Origin of the sequence: Streptomyces sp. NPDC058291, assembly GCF_042880855.1 — a bacterium.
Taxonomy (GTDB): domain Bacteria; phylum Actinomycetota; class Actinomycetes; order Streptomycetales; family Streptomycetaceae; genus Streptomyces.
In genome coordinates, this window is sequence record NZ_JBHVYK010000082.1 from 1 (window position 1) to 20,168 (window position 20,168).

The 20,168-nt window shown below is 73.1% G+C and carries 17 protein-coding genes; 3 read left to right on the plus strand and 14 right to left on the minus strand.

Annotated features, from left to right (window positions below; translation table 11 throughout):
- Nucleotides 1-126: 126 nt before the first annotated feature.
- On the plus strand, nt 127-2,046 hold the full coding sequence (locus ACFVYK_RS30425) for an N-acetylmuramoyl-L-alanine amidase (RefSeq protein ID WP_389779556.1): 1,920 nt from the start codon (nt 127-129) through the stop codon (nt 2,044-2,046).
- A 54-nt stretch (nt 2,047-2,100) separates the two neighbouring features.
- Here ACFVYK_RS30425 and ACFVYK_RS30430 read toward each other — a convergent pair whose 3' ends face one another.
- The 6 genes from ACFVYK_RS30430 to ACFVYK_RS30455 form a co-directional block, all read right to left on the minus strand.
- On the minus strand, nt 2,101-2,598 hold the full coding sequence (locus tag ACFVYK_RS30430) for a hypothetical protein (protein WP_020126127.1): 498 nt from the start codon (nt 2,596-2,598) through the stop codon (nt 2,101-2,103).
- A 142-nt stretch (nt 2,599-2,740) separates the two neighbouring features.
- On the minus strand, nt 2,741-2,983 hold the full coding sequence (locus ACFVYK_RS30435) for a DUF397 domain-containing protein (protein ID WP_020126126.1): 243 nt from the start codon (nt 2,981-2,983) through the stop codon (nt 2,741-2,743).
- An 83-nt stretch (nt 2,984-3,066) separates the two neighbouring features.
- Nucleotides 3,067-4,233, minus strand: a complete 1,167-nt coding sequence (locus ACFVYK_RS30440; protein WP_389779558.1) for a thiolase domain-containing protein — start codon at nt 4,231-4,233, stop codon at nt 3,067-3,069.
- Complete coding sequence (locus ACFVYK_RS30445) at nt 4,230-5,300, minus strand: thiolase domain-containing protein (protein ID WP_389779560.1); 1,071 nt, start codon at nt 5,298-5,300, stop codon at nt 4,230-4,232. The genes ACFVYK_RS30440 and ACFVYK_RS30445 overlap by 4 nt, the downstream gene beginning before the upstream one ends.
- On the minus strand, nt 5,297-6,241 hold the full coding sequence (locus ACFVYK_RS30450; RefSeq protein WP_389779562.1) for a Zn-ribbon domain-containing OB-fold protein: 945 nt from the start codon (nt 6,239-6,241) through the stop codon (nt 5,297-5,299). Before ACFVYK_RS30450 ends, ACFVYK_RS30445 begins: the two co-directional genes overlap by 4 nt.
- Before the next feature lie 130 nt (nt 6,242-6,371).
- A complete protein-coding gene (locus ACFVYK_RS30455; RefSeq protein WP_389779564.1) occupies nt 6,372-7,172 on the minus strand; it encodes a crotonase/enoyl-CoA hydratase family protein in 801 nt (266 codons plus the stop codon).
- A 178-nt stretch (nt 7,173-7,350) separates the two neighbouring features.
- On the opposite strand from ACFVYK_RS30455, the gene ACFVYK_RS30460 reads away from it, so the two are divergent.
- Nucleotides 7,351-8,955, plus strand: a complete 1,605-nt coding sequence (locus ACFVYK_RS30460; protein ID WP_389779565.1) for an acyl-CoA synthetase — start codon at nt 7,351-7,353, stop codon at nt 8,953-8,955.
- A gap of 40 nt (nt 8,956-8,995) precedes the next feature.
- On the opposite strand, the gene ACFVYK_RS30465 is transcribed toward ACFVYK_RS30460, so the two are convergent.
- A complete protein-coding gene (locus ACFVYK_RS30465; RefSeq protein WP_389779567.1) occupies nt 8,996-9,868 on the minus strand; it encodes an alpha/beta fold hydrolase in 873 nt (290 codons plus the stop codon).
- A gap of 169 nt (nt 9,869-10,037) precedes the next feature.
- Between ACFVYK_RS30465 and paaK the strand changes: the two genes are divergently transcribed.
- Nucleotides 10,038-11,339 (plus strand): phenylacetate--CoA ligase PaaK, encoded by a 1,302-nt coding sequence (gene paaK, locus ACFVYK_RS30470; RefSeq protein WP_389779569.1) that lies wholly within the window; start codon nt 10,038-10,040, stop codon nt 11,337-11,339.
- 11 nt (nt 11,340-11,350) lie between these two features.
- On the opposite strand, the gene ACFVYK_RS30475 is transcribed toward paaK, so the two are convergent.
- The 7 genes from ACFVYK_RS30475 to ACFVYK_RS30505 form a co-directional block, all read right to left on the minus strand.
- Complete coding sequence (locus ACFVYK_RS30475; protein WP_389779570.1) at nt 11,351-12,847, minus strand: acyl-CoA synthetase; 1,497 nt, start codon at nt 12,845-12,847, stop codon at nt 11,351-11,353.
- 230 nt (nt 12,848-13,077) lie between these two features.
- Nucleotides 13,078-14,631 (minus strand): acyl-CoA synthetase, encoded by a 1,554-nt coding sequence (locus tag ACFVYK_RS30480; protein ID WP_389779571.1) that lies wholly within the window; start codon nt 14,629-14,631, stop codon nt 13,078-13,080.
- A complete protein-coding gene (locus ACFVYK_RS30485; RefSeq protein WP_389779573.1) occupies nt 14,628-15,737 on the minus strand; it encodes an NAD(P)H-dependent flavin oxidoreductase in 1,110 nt (369 codons plus the stop codon). Before ACFVYK_RS30485 ends, ACFVYK_RS30480 begins: the two co-directional genes overlap by 4 nt.
- 54 nt (nt 15,738-15,791) lie before the next feature.
- Nucleotides 15,792-17,444, minus strand: a complete 1,653-nt coding sequence (locus ACFVYK_RS30490; RefSeq protein WP_389779574.1) for a phytoene desaturase family protein — start codon at nt 17,442-17,444, stop codon at nt 15,792-15,794.
- A gap of 124 nt (nt 17,445-17,568) precedes the next feature.
- Nucleotides 17,569-18,414: an oxygenase MpaB family protein gene (locus ACFVYK_RS30495; protein ID WP_389779576.1), complete on the minus strand. Its 846-nt coding sequence runs from the start codon at nt 18,412-18,414 to the stop codon at nt 17,569-17,571.
- A 9-nt stretch (nt 18,415-18,423) separates the two neighbouring features.
- Nucleotides 18,424-19,602, minus strand: a complete 1,179-nt coding sequence (locus ACFVYK_RS30500; protein WP_389779577.1) for an acyl-CoA dehydrogenase family protein — start codon at nt 19,600-19,602, stop codon at nt 18,424-18,426.
- A gap of 128 nt (nt 19,603-19,730) precedes the next feature.
- On the minus strand, nt 19,731-20,105 hold the full coding sequence (locus ACFVYK_RS30505; protein ID WP_389779579.1) for a ferredoxin: 375 nt from the start codon (nt 20,103-20,105) through the stop codon (nt 19,731-19,733).
- Nucleotides 20,106-20,168 lie beyond the last annotated feature (63 nt).

Genomic DNA, 20,168 nt, shown 5'->3' on the forward strand with positions numbered 1-20,168 from the left:
GCGGTGCACAGGGCCCCGCCGGCCCCCGCACGCCGCCGTCCGCTCGCTCGTCCCCAGGAGACCGCAGTGCGAAAACCCGTCACTCCCCCCGGACCCCGCAGACGTTCCCGTAGAGCCGCAGGCGCCATGGCGTCGGCGGCTCTGCTGCTCCCGCTGTGCGCCACGGCGTCCGCCGCCGACGCCGCGCAGACCCGGCCCGCCCCGGCGAGCGCCCTGCAACGGGCCTTCGCGGCCGCGGCCGCCCGCTACCACGTGCCGCAGAGCGTGCTGCTGGGCGTCTCCTACCTCCAGTCCCGCTGGGACGCGCACGCCGGAGCGCCGAGCGTGACCGGCGGCTACGGGCCCATGCACCTCACCGACGCCCGCACGGCGCTCGCCGACACCTCCCCGCGCGGCCGGGACGCGCAGGACCTGAGGGGCGACTCCGTCCGCCCGGCCCCGCGTCCGGCGCCGGTTCCGCACGTGCGGCCCCCGTCCGGCACGGACCTCCCGGCCCGGCTGAAGACCCTGCCGAGGGCGGCGCGGCTGACGGGACTGAGTCCCGCGGCCCTGCGCACGGACCCCGCGGCCAACGTGGCGGGCGGCGCGGCGCTCCTCGCCGCGGCCCAGCGCGACCTCGGCGAGCCGCTCAGCGCCGATCCGGCCGACTGGTACGGCGCGGTGGCGCGGTTCTCGGGCGCGGACGACACCGCGACGGCAGCCGCCTACGCCGACGACGTCTACGAGGTGCTGCGCACCGGGGAGAAGCGCACCACCGACGCCGGACAGACGGTCACCCTGGCCGCGCGCCCCGCTCTGGTCCCGCGGACGGCCCCGTTGCGCCGGGCCGGCCTGCGCACGCTCTCCGCGGCGGGCGCCGAGTGCCCGACGACGGTGTCCTGCGAGTGGGTCCCCGCGCCGCACGAACAGTTCGGCAACGACGACTACGGCAACCACGACGTCGCCGACCGGCCCTCCTCGCCCGACATCAGGTACATCGTCGTGCACGACACCGAGGGCGGCTGGGAGGGAGTGCTGTCCATGGTCCAGGACCCGACCTACGTGTCCTGGAACTACTCGCTGCGCTCCACCGACGGGCACATCGCCCAGCACGTCAAGGCCAAGGACGTGGCCTGGCACGCGGGCAACTGGTACGTCAACTCCAAGTCGATCGGCCTCGAGCACGAGGGCTTCCTGGCCCGGCCGGACGCCTGGTTCACGGAGGCGATGTACCGGGCGTCGGCGCGTCTGGTGACGTACCTGGCCGCGAAGTACGGCATCCCGCTGGACCGGCAGCACATCCTGGGCCACGACAACGTTCCCGGCCCGACCACGGCCGGCATCCCCGGGATGCACACCGATCCCGGTCCGTTCTGGGACTGGCGGCACTACTTCGAGCTGCTCGGCCGGCCGTTCGACGCCGCACCCGGCAGCGGCGCGGGCCTGGTGACGATCCGGCCCGACTACGCCGCCAACCGGGTGGCGTACACGGACTGCGGCGGCCAGGGGCTGGCGTGCGCGGCGCACGGTTCCGGCGACGTGCGGCTGTACTCCGACCATGACGAGAAGTCCGCCCTGGTCAAGGACGTCGGCGACGGCTCGGCCCCGACCACGGGCGTGAACGACGTCGGCGCGCGGGCGTCGACCGGCCAGCAGTACGCGGTCGCCGACCGGTGGGGCGACTGGACGGCGATCTGGTACCTCGGGCAGAAGGCCTGGTTCAAGAACCCCGAGGCGCAGCCGACCGCCGTCCCCGCCACGGGGCAGGTGGCCACCCCGAAGGACGGCCGCGACGGCGTCGCGCTGTACGGCCGGGCCTATCCGGAGGCCGGGGCCTACCCGGCGGGCGTTCCGGCCCAGCCGCTCTCGCCTCTGCCGTACAAGCTGCCGAAGGGGCAGAAGTACGTGGTCGGCGACGAGGTTCCGGGCGAGTACTACTACGCGGTCACCTTCGCCGGCGACTCGCACCGGCTGGTCGCCGGCGACGACCGGTACTACGAGATCCAGTACGGCCACCGGGTGGCGTTCGTGCGCGCCGCGGACGTGCAGGTGACGCCGACGACGTAGGCGACGTGGGCGGCTCGGTCCACGCGGTCGAGGCGTCGACGGCGCGGCCGGGCCTCAGCCCTGCTGGAACAGCTCGGCCGGGAGCGGCTTCAGCAGGGCGTACAGGTCGTCGGTGATGGGGCGGTCCCAGGCGGCGATGGTCACCAGGACGTTGTCGCTGCGGTCGAACTGCACGCAGGAGATCCGCCCCTCGGAGAGCTTCAGGCGGCGCACGATGAGGAGGTTGTCGCCCTGCATCACCGGCATGTCCTCGGTGCCGACGACGGTCACCTCCTCGTCGTTCTCCAGCGCCAGCAGCAGCTGGGCCACCTCGAAGGGGACCTCGTCCTCCTCCACCTCGCGGGCCGGGGACCCCTCGGGCAGATTCCCGATGATCATCGCGGGGCCGCGGCCGCCGAAGAGGTCGTAGCGCAGGAAGACGCCCTGGCAGCTGCCGTCGGGCGCGGGCAGCAGGCCGGCGCCGAGGTTGCCGGGCCAGTCGCCCGGGTCCATGGCCAGGACGTCGAAGTCGGGCCCGGCGGGCGTGGCGCTGCGGCGGCGGAGGAACGACATGCGGCCATGGTACGTGCCCGACGCCCGTCGGCGGCGCGTGGGCGGGACGCGGTCCGTCGCGCGCGGGCCGGTCGCGGATCGCCGGTCGCGGCGTCGCGCCCGCCCCCGCGCTGCGGCCCTCGCCCGGCGGGGCGGGTCCCGCTCAGGTCAGGTCGAACTCCCCTTCCCGCGCCCCCGACACGAACGCGCCCCACTCGGCGGGCGTGAAGATCAGGGAAGGGCTCTGGGGGCTGCCGCTGTTGCGCATCGCGATGAATCCCTCGACGAAGGCGATCTGGACATCACCCCGTCCCCGGCTGCTGGACTGCCACTCGGCGTTGCTGAGGTCCAGCTCCGGCTTGTCCCAGCCCGTGAGCGGCTGCTGCTGGATGGTGCTCTCGGCCACGTCCGTGCTCCTCCCGGTTCGTCCTCCGCGGGCCAGCCTAGCGATCGGCCCGGGACGCCGACAGAGCACGCGAGGGGGACCTTTCAGGACATCGGCGGCCGCGCTCCCACCAGCCACATGGAGAAGAACTGCGAGCCGCCGCCGTAGGCGTGGCCGAGGACCTTGCCGGCCCGCTCCACCTGGTGTTCTCCGGCCTGGCCGCGCACCTGGAGGGCGGCCTCCGCGAAGCGGATCATGCCGGAGGCGCCGATCGGGTTGGTGGACAGGACGCCGCCCGACATGTTGACGGGCAGGTCGCCGTCGAGTTCGGTGACGCCGGCCTCGGTGAGCTTCCAGCCCTCGCCCTCGTCGGCGAAGCCGAGGTTCTCCAGCCACATCGGCTCGTACCAGGAGAACGGCACGTACATCTCCACGGCGTCGATGTCCCGGCGCGGATCGGTGACGCCGGCCTGCCGGTAGACGTCGGCGGCGCAGTCCCGGCCGGCCTGCGGCGAGACGGCGTCCTTGCCGGCGAAGAGGGTCGGTTCGCTGCGCATCGCGCCGCCGAGGACCCAGGCGGGCGGGCGGGGCGCGCGGGCGGCCCCGGCGCGGTCGGTGAGGACCATCGCGCAGGCCCCGTCGGAGGAGGGGCAGGTCTCGGAGTAGCGGATGGGGTCCCAGAGCATGGGCGAGGCCTGGACCTTCTCCAGGGTGATGTCGTGCTCGTGGAGGTGGGCGTAGGGGTTCTTCAGCGCGTTGCGCCGGTCCTTGTACGCCACGAGCGAGCCGACGGTGTCGGGGGCGCCGCTGCGCCGCATGTAGGCGCGCACGTGCGGGGCGAAGAAGCCGCCGGCCCCGGCCAGCAGGGGCTGCTGGAAGGGGATCGGCAGGGACAGGCCCCACATGGCGTTCGACTCGGACTGCTTCTCGAAGGCCAGGGTGAGGACGGTGCCGTGGACGCGGGCCGCGACCAGGCCGGCGGCGACCAGCGCGGTGGATCCGCCGACCGAGCCGGCGGTGTGCACCCGCAGCATGGGCTTGCCCACGGCGCCGAGCGCGTCGGCGAGGTACAGCTCGGGCATCATGACGCCCTCGAAGAAGTCGGGGGCCTTGCCGATGACGACGGCGTCGACGTCGGCCCAGGTCAGCTCGGCGTCGTCGAGGGCGCGTCGGGCGGCCTCGCGGACCAGGCCGGCGATCGAGACGTCCCGGCGGGCGGCGACGTGCTTGGTCTGGCCGATCCCGACGACGGCCACGGGCTCCTTGCTCATCGCGGTTCCCCTTCGAGTACGGCGACCAGGTTCTGCTGGAGACACGGGCCGGAGGTGGCGTGGGCGAGGGCGCGGTCGGACTCGCCCCGGTGGATGCGGGCGGCGGCCTCGCCGACCCGGATGAGGCCGGCGGCCATCATCGGGTTGGCGGCGAGCGCGCCGCCGGACAGGTTCACGCGGACGCTGTCGTCCAGCCGCAGCGCCTTGCGCAGGACGATCTCCTGCGAGCTGAACGGCGCGTGCAGCTCGGCGGTGTCGGCCGGCCGGTCGAACGCGCCGGCCCGTTCGGCGGCGAGGCGGGTGGAGGGCGAGTCGGTCAGGTCGCGCACGCCGAGCGAGTGGGCCTCGATGCGGTGGTCGACACCCCTGATCCAGGCGGGCCGGGAACACAGTTCGCGGGCCCGCTCGCCCGCCGCGAGGATCACGGCGGCGGCGGCGTCCCCGATCGGCGGGCAGTCGCCGGTGCGCAGCGGCCGTACGACATAGTCGCCCTGGGGCACGGAACCCCGCACCTGCGCATGGGAGTTGAGGGTGGCGGTGCGTCGGCTGCGGGCGCCGATCGCGGCGAGTGCGCGCTCGTCGGCGTCGCCGACGTCGAACAGCGCCTGCGCCTGGAGCGCGGCCAGGGCGACGGAGTCGGGCCACAGGGGGGCGACGTAGTAGGGGTCGAGCTGGCGGGTCAGCACGTCCCGGAGGGAGCCGGGCGAGGACTTGCCGTAGGCGTAGACGAGCGCGGTGTCCGCGTCACCGGTGAGGAGTTTGGTCCACGCCTCGTACAGCGCCCAGGCGCCGTCCATCTCGACGTGGGACTCGGAGATCGGGGGCCAGGCGCCGACGCCGTCGAGGGCGAGGGTGAAGGAGAAGGCGCGGCCGGCGAGGTAGTCGCTGGAGCCGGAGCAGGTGAAGTCGATGTCGGCGGTCTTCAGGCCGGTCCGGTCGAGGACGCTGTGCAGGACCGGCATGAGCATCTCGACCTCGGAGAGCTCGTCGGTGGTGCGCAGGACGTCGGTCTGGGCGAAGGCCACCACCGCGATGTCGCGGCGGTCCGAGGGGTGCTCGCGGGTCACAGCAGCTCCTTGTAGACGTCGTAGTCCGCGTCCGGTTCGCCGGTGGGCCGGTAGTGGTCGGGGTAGCGGGCGCCCTCCGTCCAGACGGGTTCGACGCGCAGGCCCATGCGGACCTGGTCGTAGGGGATGCCGCCGATGCGCCCGTGCAGGGCGAGGTCGGCGCCGTCCAGGGCGATGTGGGCGTAGACGTAGGGGACCTCGATGTCGAGGTTCTTCGCCTTGATGTTGACGATGCAGAACGTGGTGACGGTCCCGCGCGGTCCGACCTCGACCTGTTCCGCGGTCGGGACGCCGCAGGTGGGGCAGGCTCCGCGGGGCGGCACGTACACCTTGCGGCAGGACGGGCAGCGTTCGCCGACGGTGCGCCGGGTGGAGAGCCCGGCGATGTAGGCGGACTGGGCGCGGCCGGGCGAGTAGGTGTAGTCGAGGCGGGCGGGGGCGACGATGCCGGTGACCGGGTCGTCCGCGAGCGCGGCGGAATCGCCGTCGGGTGGCGCGGGTTCGCCGTCGTACGGTTCGAAGCAGGCGATGTCGGTGATGGCGCCGACGCGGTCCCGGGCCCAGCGGATCCGCACGCGCATGCCGGTGCGGACGGCGTCGGGGCCGGGAGCGTCGAGGGCGTGCAGGAGGGCGGTGTCTGCGCCGTCGAGGCGGACCAGGACCCAGGCGAAGGGGGTGTCGAGGGGCTGTCCGCGGCGGGGGGCGTGGTTCCAGGCCCAGGTGGTGATGGTGCCGGTGGGAGCGACCTGGACGAGGTCGTGGATCTCCTCGGCGGTCACGGGGTCGTACTCGACGGGCGGGACGAGGGTGCGGCCGTCGGCGGTCCGCACGCCGAGGACGACGCGCTCGCGCAGGCCGGTCAGGAAGGCGCTCTGCACGGGTCCGAGGGACCGGGTGAAGGGGAACTCGACGACAAGGGGTGCTTTCAGGACTTCGGGCATCAGGACTGCTCCTCGGGAAGCCGACGTCAGGGGGAACACGCCCCCTGAGGGGCGCGGGGAACTGCGCGGCCGGCATCGACGGCCCCGCGGTCCGCGAATGGCCGGCGCCACCCGCTCGTTCGGCGGAGCGTCACGCGCGCCTGTAGCGGGGCGGGCGCTTCTCCGCGAAGGCGCGGGCGCCTTCCTTGGCGTCGGCGGTGTCGAAGACCGGCCAGCCGCGCGCGAGTTCGCGGGCGAGTCCGTCGGTCTCGGTGAGGTCGGCGGTCTCGTACACCGACGCCTTGACGGCCTCGACTGCCAGCGGGCCGCAGGAGTTGACGCGTTCGGCGATCTCCAGGGCCTTCTCCAGGGCCGTGCCGTCCGGCACGACATGACCGATCAGGCCGATGTCCGCGGCCTCGCGGGCGCTGTACGGGCGGCCGGTGAGCAGCATCTCCAGGGCGTGGGTGCGCGGGATCTGGCGCTGCAGCCGGACGGTGGAGCCGCCGATCGGGAACAGGCCCCGCCTGACCTCGAAGAGGCCGAAGGTCGCGGTCGCGCCCGCGACGCGGATGTCCGTGCCCTGGAGCATCTCGGTGCCGCCCGCGACGCAGTGCCCCTCGACGGCGGCGATCACCGGTTTGCGGGGGCGGTGGTGGCGGAGCATGGCCTTCCAGTGCAGGTCGGGGTCGGCCTTGAGCCGGTCGCGGTACTGCTCGCCCGCCATGCCCTGGCCCGCGAGCGCCTTGAGGTCCATGCCGGCGCAGAAGGAGCCGCCCGCGCCGGTCAGGACGACCGAGCGGACCGAGTCGTCCTCGTCCGCCTCCAGCCAGCCGTCGTACAGGCCGACGAGCATGGCGAGCGAGAGCGCGTTCTTGGTCTGTGGCCTGTTGAGCGTGAGCACGAGCGTGGCGCCCTCGCGCTGCACGGTGAGGTGTTCGGTACCGCCCATGGCACATCTCCCCTCGGAACGAACGAGAACAGGTTGCAGTAGGCGTGATGGCAGTTCAAGGGTTTTCTGACAGTCAGTCAGATTTATTGGCGTGGGGCCTTCCCACTTGCCGCGCCCTTTGCTCTGATGACCCGCGAACCGTCTGGGAGCCAGGCCGTCGTCGAGGTCAGGAGGAACGGTGGAGTACAACCTTGCCGACCTGTTCGAGTCGGTCGTCGACGTGGCGGCGGACCGCGAGGCGCTCGTGTACGTCGACCATCCCGGCACGGGCGAGGAACGCCGGCTGACGTACGCGCAGCTCGACGCGGCCGCCAACCGCATCGGCCACCACCTCCTCGACAGCGGCCTGCGCCCCGGCGAGCATCTTGGACTGCACCTGTACAACGGCGTGGAATACCTGCAGACGGTGCTGGGCTGCCTCAAGGCGCGCATCGTGCCGGTCAACGTCAACTACCGTTATGTCGAAGATGAGTTGGTCTACCTCTACCGGGACGCCGATCTGGTCGCGCTCGCCTTCGACGCGGAGTTCGCCGACCGGGTGGCGGCGGCGCTGCCGCAGACCCCGGCCGTGCGGCACCTGATCCGGGTCGGTCCGGCGGTCGAGGGCATCACCTCGTTCGCCGACGCCGAGGCGAGCGGCTCGCCCGGCCGCGGGTTCCCGGCCCGTTCGGGCGACGACCAGTTCATCATCTACACCGGCGGCACGACCGGCATGCCCAAGGGCGTGATGTGGCGTCAGGAGGACCTGTTCTTCTCGGGCCTGGGCGGCGGATCACCCACGGGTGAGCCGGTGAGGAAGCCGCAGGAGCTGGCCGAGCGGGTCGCGGCCGGCGGCGTGGGGATCACCTTCTTCCCGACTCCCCCGCTGATGCACGGCACCTCGACGCTGACGGCCTTCATCGGTTTCAACTTCGGTCAACGCGTCGTGATCCACCGCAAGTTCGTGCCCGAGGAAGTGCTGCGGACCATCGAGAGGGAGAAGGTCACCAGCATCTCCCTGGTGGGCGACGCCATGCTGCGGCCGCTGATCGACGCGCTCGAAGGGCCCATGAAGGGGACCGACTGCTCATCGGTGTTCAGCGTGTCCTCGTCCGGGGCGATCATGTCGGACACGGTCCGCCGCCAGTTCCGGGCGCTCATGCCGAACGCGACGCTGCTGAACAACTTCGGCTCCTCGGAGTCCGGCTTCAACGGCACGGCGACGGAGGACTCCGGGCCCGAGCGCGGATTCCGCGTCCGGGTCAACTCGCGCACCCGGGTGGTCGATCCGGCCACCCGCGAGCCGGTGGCCGCGGGCGAGATCGGCCGGGTCGCGCAGTGCGGTCACGTCCCCCTCGGCTACTACAACGACCCGGCGAAGACCGCCGAGACCTTCTTCGAGAAGGACGGCGAGCGCTGGGTGCTGCTCGGCGACATGGCGACCGTCGACGAGGACGGCGTGGTCGTCGTCCTCGGCCGTGGTTCGCAGTGCATCAACACAGGGGGCGAGAAGGTGTACCCCGAGGAGGTCGAGCAGGCGCTCAAGGCGCATCCGGACGTGTACGACGCCCTGGTGGCGGGGGTGCCGGACCCGACGTGGGGCAGCCATGTGGCGGCGGTGGTCCAGGTGCGCCACGGCGCCGCGCCGCCGTCGCTGGAGGACATCCAGCGTCACTGCCGCACCCGCCTCGCCGGCTACAAGATCCCTCGCCAGCTCGTGCTCGCCGAGTCCATCCGCCGCTCGCCGAGCGGCAAGGCGGACTACCGGTGGGCGCGCGAGGTCGCCGTGGCCGAGAGCGGCTGACCGGCCCGTCGCGGCCTTCGCCCCGGCCCGGGGAGGCCGCTCAGCCCCGGTGCGCCGTCGGACCCGTTCTACCGGGCGGGTCGAGGAAGTCGCGGATCCGCCCGGCGAACCGCCCGGGGTCGTCCCGCCACGGGTAGTGGCCCGCGCCGGGCTGCACGGCGAACGCGGCGTTCGGGAAGGCGTCGGCCACCAGCCGGGCGCGGTCGGGCCGGGGCCCGCCGTCCAGCTCGCCGGCCAGGACGAGCACCGGGGCCTTCACCTCGGCCAGCGCGGTGCGCAGGGCCGGCGGGTCGAAGGCGGCCGGATCGAGGAAGCGCTCCTCCCCCTCGGCGCAGGTCTGCGCGTCCGCGGCGGCCTCGTGGGCGCGGGCGGCGTCGTCCCAGCGGCCGTGGAAGAAGGCTCCGACGACGGCCGGGTCGGGCTCGCCCCCGTCCGCCAGCCATGCCTCGAACGCCGGGAACGCCTCGGCGAACCAGGGTTCGCCGCGGCGCAGCCGCGCCGCCGCCAGCCGGTCCTCGACCGTGGCCGGCCGGCCCAGCGCCCACGGATTCACGGTCACCAGCACCAGCCGGGACACCCGGTGCGGGTACCGCGCCGCGTACAGCATCGCGAGGCTGCCGCCCGCCGAGTGGGCCAGCACGTCGATCCGCTCCCGCCCCAGACGCACCCGCAGCGCCTCCACGTCGTCCACCTGCCGGTCGCAGCGGTGGGTCGCCGGGTCCGCCGGAGGCGCGGAGCCCCCGGTGCCGCGCAGGTCGAGCAGGATCAGCCGGCGGTGGGCGGTGAGACCGCCGAGGTCGCCGAGGTAGGCCGAGGCCCGCGAGGGGCCGCCGGGCAGGACGACGAGCGGCTCGCCCTCGCCCGACTCCCGGTAGGCGAGCTGGGTCCCGTCCGGCGCGGTGAAGATCGGCATGCCCCCGATTCTCGACGGTGGCCGCGACCGCGCGCAACGGAGTTCCGCCGGGCGGAAGTCCCCGTCGGGCTCTTGCCGCACGCCCGTGGGCCTGGATTACTGATCCCGAAGGAGGTCGACCGAATGATCGGTCGTCCGTATGGGGATGATGTGCCGAGGGAGAGGTCCCATGACGGATGCGTGGAACCCGCTGGACGAGGGCGAGCGCCTCGACCAGGCCGCACTGCGCGCCCTGCAGCTGGAGCGCCTGCGGACCTCGCTGCGCCGCGCCTATGCCCGGGTGCCGTTCTACCGCGAGGCCTTCGACCGGGCCGGCGTCCACCCCGACGACTGCCGTGACCTCGCCGACCTGGCCCGGTTCCCCTTCACCGTCAAGTCCGACCTGCGGGCGCACTATCCGTACGGGATGTTCGCCGTCCCCCGGGACCGGATCCGCCGCATCCACGCCTCCAGCGGCACGACCGGCCGGCCGACGGTCGTCGGCTACACGGACGCCGACCTGTCCATGTGGTCCGACATGGTGGCCCGTTCACTCCGGGCCGCGGGCGCCCGGCCCGGCGACACCGTCCATGTGGCCTACGGCTACGGCCTGTTCACGGGCGGTCTCGGCGCCCACTACGGCGCCGAGCGCCTCGGCTGCACGGTGATCCCCGCGTCCGGCGGCATGACCTCCCGTCAGGTCCGGCTGATCCTGGACCTCGAACCCCGGATCATCATGGTGACCCCGTCCTACATGCTCACGCTGCTCGACGAGTTCGAACGCCAGGGCGTGGACCCGCGCTCCACCTCGCTGCGCGTGGGGGTCTTCGGCGCGGAACCGTGGACGGAGCGGATGCGCCAGGAGATCGAGGAGCGCTTCGCGATCGACGCCGTCGACATCTACGGACTGTCGGAGGTGATCGGGCCGGGCGTGGCGCAGGAGTGCGTCGAGACCAAGGACGGGCTGCACGTCTGGGAGGACCACTTCTTCCCGGAGGTCGTCGACCCGATCACCGGCGAGGTCCTGCCGGAGGGCGAGGAGGGCGAGCTGGTCTTCACCTCGCTGACCAAGGAGGCCATGCCGATCGTCCGCTACCGCACCCGCGACCTGACCCGCCTGCTGCCGGGCACGGCGCGGGTCTTCCGGCGGATGCGGAAGGTGACCGGGCGCAGCGACGACATGGTCATCCTGCGCGGGGTGAACCTCTTCCCCACCCAGATCGAGGAGATCGTGCTGCGCACCCCGGCGCTGGCGCCCCATTTCCAGCTCCGGCTGACCCGTCAGGGCCGCCTCGACTCCCTCACGATCCGGGCGGAGGCCCGCCCCGACGCCACGCCCGCGGACCGCGACACGGCCGCGGACGCGGTGGCGGCGGCCGTGAAGGACCACATCGGCGTGTCGGTCCGCGTCGAGGTCGTCGACCCGGAGTCGCTGGAGCGGTCGGTCGGCAAGATCAGACGGATCGTCGACGAGCGCCCCCGCGCGTCATGACGGCCGGGCCGTCATGAGCCGAACCGGTCCCTCAGCTCCCGCTTGAGGATCTTGCCGCTGGCGTTGCGCGGGAGCTCGTCCACGAAGAGCACCCGCTTGGGGGCCTTGAAGGGAGCCAGCTTCCCGCGCGCGTGGGCGATGAGCTCCGCCTCGGAGACCTCCCCCCGCGCGACGACGACCGCCGTGACGGCCTCGATCCACTTCTCGTCCGGCAGCCCGATCACGGCGGCCTCGGCCACGGCGTCGTGGGTGTAGAGGACGTCCTCGACCTGCCGTGAAGCCACCAGCACACCACCGGAGTTGATGGCGTCCTTCACCCGGTCGACGATGGTGAGGTAGCCGTCGGCGTCGCGCACGGCGAGGTCGCCGGAGCGGAACCATCCGTCCCGGAAGGCCTCGGCGGTCTCCTCCGGCTTGCCCCAGTAGCCCTCGCACAGCTGCGGGGACCGGTAGACGATCTCGCCGGCCGTGCCGTCGGGGACGTCCGCGCCGTCCTCGTCGACCACGCGGGCGTCCACGAACAGGACCGTGCGACCGCACGAGTCCAGCCGTCCCTTGTGCTCGTCGGGGGCGAGGACGGTGGCGAGCGGGCCGATCTCGCTCTGCCCGAAGCAGTTGTACAGACCCAGCCGGGGCAGGCGTTCGCGCAGGCGCTCCAGGACCGGCACCGGCATGACCGACGCCCCGTAGTAGGCCTTGCGCAGGCCGCTCAGGTCGCGGGTGGCGAAGTCGGGGCGGTTCGTCAGGCCGATCCACACGGTCGGCGGGGCGAAGAGGCTGTCGACGCGGCCGGCCTCGATCAGGTCGAGGAGCCGGTCGCCGTCGGGGGCGTCCAGGACGATGTTCGTCGCGCCGACCGCGAGGTAGGGCAGCAGGAAGACGTGCAGCTGCGCCGAGTGGTACAGCGGGAGGGAGTGCGCGGGACGGTCGCCGGCGCTCAGGTCGAGGGCGGCGATCGCGCTCAGGTACTCGTGCACCAGGGCCCGGTGGGTCATCATCGCGCCCTTGGGCAGGGCCGTCGTGCCGGAGGTGTAGAGCAGCTGCACCAGGTCGTCGGTGCGCGGCTCGGGACCGTCGTGGACGGGGGCGGCGGGCAGCCGGGCGAGGAGCGAGTCGTCGGCGTCGCGCAGGGCCGTCGTCCGCACGCCGGCGGGGAGCCGGCCGGCGAGGTCCGGATCGGCGAGGACCAGCGAGCTGCCCGACTGGGCGACGATGTACGCGAGGTCGTCACCGGTGAGGTTCTGGTTGACGGGGACGTGGACCAGCCCCGCGCGGGCGCAGGCCAGGAACGCGATGAGGTAGGCGTCGGAGTTGTGGCCGTAGGCCCCGACCCGGTCACCGGGGGCGAGCCCCTCGGCGAGCAGGACGCTCGCCGCGCGCGAGACCGCCTCGTCGAGCTCCTCGTAGGTCCAGGTGCGGTCGCGGTACTCGACCGCCACGCGCGCCGGGGTGCGGCGGGCGCTGCGCCGCAGCACCCCGTCGACGGTGCTGCCATGTCCGGGCGTCATGGCTCATGATCCTCGAACGGCGACCGGGGCAGGTCAAGTCGCCGGCGTCCCGGGGGCCGGGCGGAAAGGCGGCGCGGGCGCCCGCACGGCCCGACCGCGACACGGCGACGGGCACGGGGACGGCGCCGAGCAGAGCGGCGGCACCCCGCCCGCCGACGACGCGGCGACCCGGAGCGAGGCGAGCACGGCGGCCCGGCGCATTCGGGGCGTGACAGGCGGGGAGGCGGCGCTCAGACCGGGCGGGTGCGTCCCTCCCAGTAGGGCTCCCGCAACCGGCGTTTGTACAGCTTGCCGTTGGGGTCGCGGGGCATTTCGGCGATGAAGTCGACGGACCTGGGCCGCTTGTAGCCGGCCAGCCGCTCGGCGCAGTGGGCGAGGAGCGCGGCGGCGAGCTCCGGGCCGGGCTCCTGACCGGGAGCGGGTTCGACGACGGCCTTCACCTCCTCGCCCCAGTCGTCGTGCGGGATCCCGAAGGCGGCGGCGTCGGCGACCGCGGGGTGGGCGAGCAGCGCCGACTCGATCTCGGCGGGGTAGATGTTGACGCCGCCCGAGATGATCAGGTCGATCTTGCGGTCCCGCAGGAACAGGTAGCCGTCCTCGTCGAGCACGCCGAGGTCGCCGACGGTGAAGAAGTCGCCGATACGGTTCTTGCGCGTCTTGTCCTCGTCCTTGTGATAGGCGAAGCCGCCGGTGGTCATCTTCATGTACACCGTGCCGAGCTCGCCGGGCGGCAGCCGCTCGCCCTCGTCGTCGAAGATCGCCAACTCGCTGATGGGCCAGGCCTTTCCGACCGTTCCGGGCTTCTTCAGCCATTCCTCGGCCGTCGCGAACGCGCCGCCGCCCTCGCTGGCCGCGTAGTACTCCTCCACACAGGCGCCCCACCAGTCGATCATCGCCCGCTTGACGTGGTCGGGGCAGGGCGCGGCCCCGTGGATGGCGTGCCGCAGGGACGTCACGTCGTAGCGCGCCCGTACGTCCTGCGGGAGGGCCAGCAGGCGGTGGAACTGAGTGGGGACCATGTGGGTGTGGGTGCAGCGGTGGGCGTCGATGAGACGGAGCATCTCCTGGGGCGTCCACTTGTCCATCACGACCAGCCGGTGGCCCAGGTGCAGGGACGCGGCCGCGAACTGGAGCACCGCCGTGTGGTACAGCGGCGAGCAGACCAGATGCACGTTGTCGTCGAAGGGCCTGATGCCGAAGATGCCCAGGAAGCCGCCCAGGTAGGACTCCTCGGGCAGCTTGCCGGGCAGCGGGCGCCGGATGCCGCGCGGGCGGCCCGTGGTGCCCGACGTGTAGTTCATGACCCAGCCGAGGGTGCGGTCCGCGGGCGCGGACTCCGGTCGCCCGTCGAGGAGTTCGGCGTACGGCCGGAAGCCGGCGACCTCGCCGACGGCGTAGCGGTGGGTGGCGGGCAGGCCGGCCTCGTCGGCGGCCCGGCGCGCCTGGTCGGCGAACCGCTCGTGGGCGACGAGCACCTTGGCCCCCGAGTCGGCGACGATCCAGGCGATCTCGGGGCCGACGAGGTGGTGGTTGACGGGCACGAGGTAGAACCCGGCCTGGGTGGCGGCCAGATGGGCGGTGAAGAACTCGGCCGAGTTGGGCAGGACGACGGCGAAGGCGTCGCCGCGTTCCAGGCCGGCGGCGCGCAGGCCGTGCACGAGCCGGTTGGCGGCGGCGTGCAGGCGGCCGGCGGTCCACTCCTGGCCGTCGGCGGCGATGAGGACGGTGCGGTCGGGGTCCTGGGCCGCCTGGGCCCAGAAACCCGCGGGGGGTGTGCCGTTCACTGGCCGCTCCTTCCGGCGATGCGGTTGACGCGGTCCACGGCCTGTTCGAAGCCGCGGGTGAGGTCGTCGAAGACGGCCTGGACGCTGCGGACGCTGTTCATCCGGCCGACGATCTGGCCGACGGGCGTCCCGAGCAGGGGGTCGACCTCGTACTTCTGGATGCGTGAGACGGCGTCGGCGACGAGCAGCCCCTGCAGGGGCATGGGCAGGGCGCCGGGTCCGTCGGGGTCGTCCCAGGCGTCGGTCCAGTCGGTGCGCAACTGGCGGGCGGGCTTCCCGGTCAGCGCGCGGGAGCGGACGGTGTCGCCGGAGCCGGCCGCGAGGAGCTTGCGGGTGAGGGCGGGCGAGTGCAGGTCGGCTTCGGCGGTGGTCAGCCAGACGGATCCGAGCCATACGCCCTGGGCGCCGAGCGCAAGGGCGGCGGCCGCCTGCCGTCCGCTGCCGATGCCGCCGGCGGCGAGCACCGGCAGCGGGTCCACGGCCTCCACGACCTCGGGGGTGAGCACCATGGAGGCGATCTCTCCGGTGTGGCCGCCCGCCTCGTAGCCCTGGGCGACCACGACGTCGATGCCCGCCTCCTGGTGCTTGCGGGCGTGGCGGGCGCTGCCGGCCAGCGCGGCGACGAGGACGCCCTGCTCGTGGGCGCGGGCGACGACGTCGGCGGGCGGCGAGCCGAGGGCGTTGGCCAGCAGCCGGATCGGGTAGCCGAAGGCGACGTCGAGCTGACCGCGGGCCACCTGCTCCATCCACCCGGTGATCCGCCACCCGGCGGCCTCGCCCTCGGCCAGCTCGGGGACGCCGTACTTGGCGAGGGTGTCCCGGACGAAGTGCCGGTGACTGTCCGGGATCATCGCCTCGACGTCGGCCTCGCTCACGCCCTCGACCTTCTTGGCGGGCATGACGACGTCGAGGCCGTACGGCTTGCCGTCGACGTGGGCCTCGATCCAGTCGAGGTCGCGTTCGAGGTCCTCGGGGGCGGTGTAGCGGACCGCGCCGAGCACGCCGAAGCCGCCCGCGCGGCTGATGGCCGCGGCGACGGCGGGGAACGGCGTGAAGCCGAAGACGGCGTGCTCGACTCCGAGTTGTGTGCTCAGCTCCGTCTGCATGGGCGCAGGATGCCGCAGCGACGCGGACGACGGAAGACCTTTTCTGATAGACCGTCAGATTTTCTGGGGCCGCCGGTCCGCGGTCGGCGCCTCCAGCACCGCCATCGCCGCGTTGTGACCGGGCACCCCGCTGACCCCTCCCCCGCGCACCGCGCCGGCCCCGCACAGCAGGACGTTGCCGTGCCGGGTCTCCACGCCCCAGCGGCCGGCGCCGTCCTGCGCGTACGGCCAGGACAGCTCGCGGTGGAAGATGTTGCCGCCCGGCAGGCCGAGGTCGCGCTCCAGGTCCAGCGGGGTCCTCGCCTCGATGCAGGGGCGGCCGTCGGCGTCGAGGGCCAGGCAGTCGGCGAGGGGCTCGGCCAGGTGCGCGTCGAGCTGGGCGAGGGTCGACCTCAGCAGCGACTCCCGCATGCCGTCGTTGTCGTCGCGGAAGAGCCGGGCCGGCGTGTGCAGTCCGAACAGCGTCAGCGTCTGATATCCCCGCTCGGCGAGGTCCGCGCCGAGGATGGTCGGATCGGTCAGCGAGTGGCAGTAGATCTCGGAGGGCGGGGCGGCCGGCGGCTCGCCCGCGGCGGCCTGGGCGTGGGCGGCGGCGAGCTGCTCGTAGCCCTCCGCGATGTGGAAGGTGCCGGCGAACGCCTCGCGCGGGTCGACGGAGCGGTCCCGCAGCCTGGGCAGCCGCGTGAGCAGCATGTTCACCTTGAGTTGGGCGCCTTCCGCGGGGGCGGGCGGCTCGTCGCCGGTGAGGGCCGCCAGCGCCTGCGGGGAGGCGTTCACCAGCACGTGGCGGGCGACGGCGACGCCCTCGCCGTCGACGGTGCGGTAGGCGACCTCCGCGGTACGGCCGTCCGTGTCGATCCGTACGGCCTCGTGCCCCGTGGCGAGGATCGCGCCCGCCTCGCGCGCCGCGGCGGCCAGGGCGTCGGTGAGGGCGCCCATCCCGCCGACGGGGACGTCCCACGCTCCGGTGCCGCCGCCGATGACGTGGTAGAGGAAACAGCGGTTCTGCCGCAGGGAGGGGTCGTGAGCGTCGGCGAAGGTGCCGATGAGGGCGTCGGTGAGGACCACGCCCCGCACCAGGTCGTCGGTGAAGCGCTCCTCGACGGCGACGCCGATCGGCTCCTCGAACAGGGTCCGCCAGGCCTCCTCGTCGTCGACCGTCCGGCGCAGTTCCGCACGGGTGGGCAGCGGTGCGGTGAGCGTGGGGAAGACCCGCCCGGCGACGTGCGCGGTCATCCCGTAGAAGCGCTCCCAGGACGCGTACTCGCGCTCGCCGCCGGTGAGCCGCTCGAACGCCTCGCGGGTGCGCTGCTCGCCCCCGCCCACCAGAAGCCCGGTGGGCCGCCCGGCGCGCTCCACCGGCGTGTACGAGGAGATCGTCCGGCTCCGGACGCTGAAACGCAGCCCCAGATCACGCACGATCTTCGACGGAAGCAGGCTGACCAGGTACGAGTACCGGGACAGCCGGGCGTCGACGCCGGTGAACGGGCGGGTGGAGACGGCGGCGCCGCCGGTGTGGTCCAGCCGCTCCAGCACCAGCACCGACCGGCCGGCCCGGGCCAGGTAGGCGGCCGCGACCAGACCGTTGTGGCCGCCGCCGACGATGACGACGTCGTAGGCCCGGTCGCCCTCAGGCCCTTCGTGTCCCCGGTGTCCCTCGTGGCCGTGGTGTCCCCGGTGTCCGTGGTGTCCCTCGTGTGCAGGCATGGTTCTTCGTAACACGGGCCGATCAAGGTCGGCCAGAGGCCATCGCCGAGGTCATCGTCCGCGCCCTGCGAGCCGTCGCGGGCGGTGGGCCTCGTCGTTGCGGGCCGGCCCTCGATCACGACGCCTACGGCCGGATCTTGTACGCAGCCGGACGGGCCGCGGGACCCAGTCTGGCCATGGCCCACAGGATGTGCCGGGGCGGAAGTTGCCAGCGCAGCCGGGCGGGAACGCAGCGCAGCAGGGTTCCCGCGGCACGCAACCGCCGGGTGACGGCGGCCGGTTCGGGAGCCGGTCGGCCGTAGAGGTCGTGGGCGTAGGGCGGCAGCGAGGCGTACGCCAGTTGCGCCACCTGCCGCCACAGCAGGGCGCGCGCCGGGACGAGCAGCGGATGGGTGGTCGGCCGGAGCAGGAAGTCGTCCACGTCGCGCGCCTCGGCTCCGGCGGCGAGTTCGGGGCGCACCTTCTCGAAGTAGGCCTGCAGTCCTGCCCGGTCGCCGGGCACGGAGTCCGGGTCGAGGCCCACCAGCCGGGCGCTGACGCGGTGCTCGCCGATGTAGCGGTCGGCGGCCGCGCCGGAGAGGGGATAGCCGGAGCGGCGCAGGACGTGCAGGTAGGAGTCGATCTCGGCGCAGTGCACCCACAGCAGCAGTCCGGGTTCGTCGACCGGGTAGCGCTCCTCGGTGTCCGGGTCGGTGGCGGACAGCATGCGGTGGATGCGGCGGACGCGGGCGCCCGCCTTCTCGGCCGCCTCGGCGGTGCCGTAGGTGGTGGTGCCGACGAAGTCGGCGGTGCGCATCAGCCGGCCCCACGGGTCCCGCCGGAAGTCGGAGTTCTGCAAGACGCCGCGCACGGCTCGCGGGTGCAGCGCCTGGAGGTAGAGCGCCCTGATCCCGGCGACCCACATCATCGGGTCGCCGTGCGCCTGCCAGGTCACGCTCGCTGGGCCGAACAGCCCCTGGTCGGCCGTCATACCGGAAGGCTAACGCCGCACCCGCGGCATCCCCAGGCCGATCCAGGAGATGATCTCGCGCTGGATCTCGTTGTTGCCGCCGCCGAAGGTGAAGATCACGGCGGAGCGGTAGCCGCGTTCGAGCTCGCCGTGCAGGACGGCGCCCGCGGAGCCCTCCTGGAGCGCGCCGGGCGCCGCGACGACCTCCATCAGCCAGCCGAAGGCGTCCCGGCGGGCCTCGGAACCGTAGACCTTGACGGCGGAGGCGTCCTGCGGAGCGAGGGCGCCGTTCTGCAGGGCGCCGACCATCTGCCAGTTCAGCAGCTTGAGCGCGTCGAGCTTCACATGGGTCTGGGCCAGCCGCCGGCGCACCCAGGGCAGGTCGATCACCCGGCGGCCGTCGGCGAGTTCGGTCTCGCCCGCCCACCGCTGGACGTCGTGCAGCGCGCGGATCGCCATCGTGCCGTGGGCGGCGAGGGTCACGCGTTCGTGGTTGAGCTGGTTGGTGATCAGCCGCCAGCCCTGGTTCTCGGCGCCCACCCGCCGCGAGACGGGGACGCGGACGTTCTCGTAATAGCTGGCCGTGGTGTCGTGCGAGGCCAGCGTGCGGATGACGGTGCAGGAGTAGCCGGGGTCGGAGGTCGGCACCAGGAGCATGGTGATGCCCTTGTGCGGCGGGGCCTCGGGGTCGGTGCGCACGGCGAGCCAGACCCAGTCGGCGGTGTCGCCGTTGGTGGTCCAGATCTTCTGGCCGTGGACGACGTACTCGTCGCCCTCGCGCACCGCGCGCGTCTTGAGCGCGGCGAGGTCGGTCCCCGCGTCGGGCTCGCTGTAGCCGATGGCGAAGTCGATCTCGCCGGCGAGGATCTTCGGCAGGAAGTACGACTTCTGCTCGTCCGTGCCGTAGCGCATGATCGTCGGTCCGACGGTGTTCAGCGCCATCAGCGGCAGCGGCACGCCGGCCTGGGCGGCCTCGTCGAAGAAGACGAACTGCTCGACCGGGGTGAGTCCGCGCCCCCCGTACTCCTCGGGCCAGCCGACGCCGAGCCAGCCGTCCTCGCCGAGACGCCTGATGGTCCTGCGGTAGAAGCGCTTGGCGGCGACCGGGTCGGCGTGCCGGGCGTAGGCGTTGTCCGGCACCAACTGGGCGAAGTACGACCGCAGTTCGGTGCGCAACCGCAGTTGCTCGGGCGTGTGGTCGAGGTGCACGGCGCCTCCTGGCTTCCCAAGGCCGGTGTCCTGACGGCGCACACCGTAGAACGTGTTCCAGAAATTGGGAATGGCGAGGCAGGCGGGAACCCGCGAAAAGCAGACGGGCCGAGCGTCGCCGCGCGCACTCAGCGCAGCGTTGCGATGAAGTCGGTGCAGGCCTGCGCGCAGGCGCGGCAGGCGGCCGCGCTCTCCTCGGCCCCCGGCTGCTTGTCGAAGACGTGGGCGCACTCCAGGCAGACCGTCCGGCACCACTCCAGCTGGGCCCGGATGCCGGTCTCGTCCATCGCGCTCTCCTCGGACAGCACGCGGCAGGTCGCGTCACAGACCTCCGCGCACATGATCCCCTTGCGCCGCACGAGTTCCTGATGGTCCCTTCCGTCCGGCTCCACGAGGCTCGCGCGCAGCGCGCTGGCCTGCGCACACGCGGCGCACGCCTGGGCGCAGGCGAAGCGGTCCTCCAGGAACCGGAAGAGTTCCTGTTGGGATGTCGTCGTAGTCACACCGGGCGGGTAGCCGGGGAGCCCTACGCCAAACCCACCGAACGCACCGGACCCCTTATGGGC

Bases quoted from the DNA above. Each gene is read 5' to 3' on its own strand.
- ACFVYK_RS30425 (WP_389779556.1), top strand. From the start codon at position 127: ATGGCGTCGGCGGCTCTGCTGCTCCCGCTGTGCGCCACGGCGTCCGCC.
- ACFVYK_RS30430 (WP_020126127.1), bottom strand. From the start codon at position 2,598: ATGTCGTTCCTCCGCCGCCGCAGCGCCACGCCCGCCGGGCCCGACTTC.
- ACFVYK_RS30440 (WP_389779558.1), bottom strand. From the start codon at position 4,233: ATGAGCAAGGAGCCCGTGGCCGTCGTCGGGATCGGCCAGACCAAGCAC.
- ACFVYK_RS30450 (WP_389779562.1), bottom strand. From the start codon at position 6,241: ATGCCCGAAGTCCTGAAAGCACCCCTTGTCGTCGAGTTCCCCTTCACC.
- ACFVYK_RS30455 (WP_389779564.1), bottom strand. From the start codon at position 7,172: ATGGGCGGTACCGAACACCTCACCGTGCAGCGCGAGGGCGCCACGCTC.
- ACFVYK_RS30465 (WP_389779567.1), bottom strand. From the start codon at position 9,868: ATGCCGATCTTCACCGCGCCGGACGGGACCCAGCTCGCCTACCGGGAG.
- paaK (WP_389779569.1), top strand. From the start codon at position 10,038: ATGACGGATGCGTGGAACCCGCTGGACGAGGGCGAGCGCCTCGACCAG.
- ACFVYK_RS30475 (WP_389779570.1), bottom strand. From the start codon at position 12,847: ATGACGCCCGGACATGGCAGCACCGTCGACGGGGTGCTGCGGCGCAGC.
- ACFVYK_RS30485 (WP_389779573.1), bottom strand. From the start codon at position 15,737: ATGCAGACGGAGCTGAGCACACAACTCGGAGTCGAGCACGCCGTCTTC.
- ACFVYK_RS30490 (WP_389779574.1), bottom strand. From the start codon at position 17,444: ATGCCTGCACACGAGGGACACCACGGACACCGGGGACACCACGGCCAC.
- ACFVYK_RS30495 (WP_389779576.1), bottom strand. From the start codon at position 18,414: ATGACGGCCGACCAGGGGCTGTTCGGCCCAGCGAGCGTGACCTGGCAG.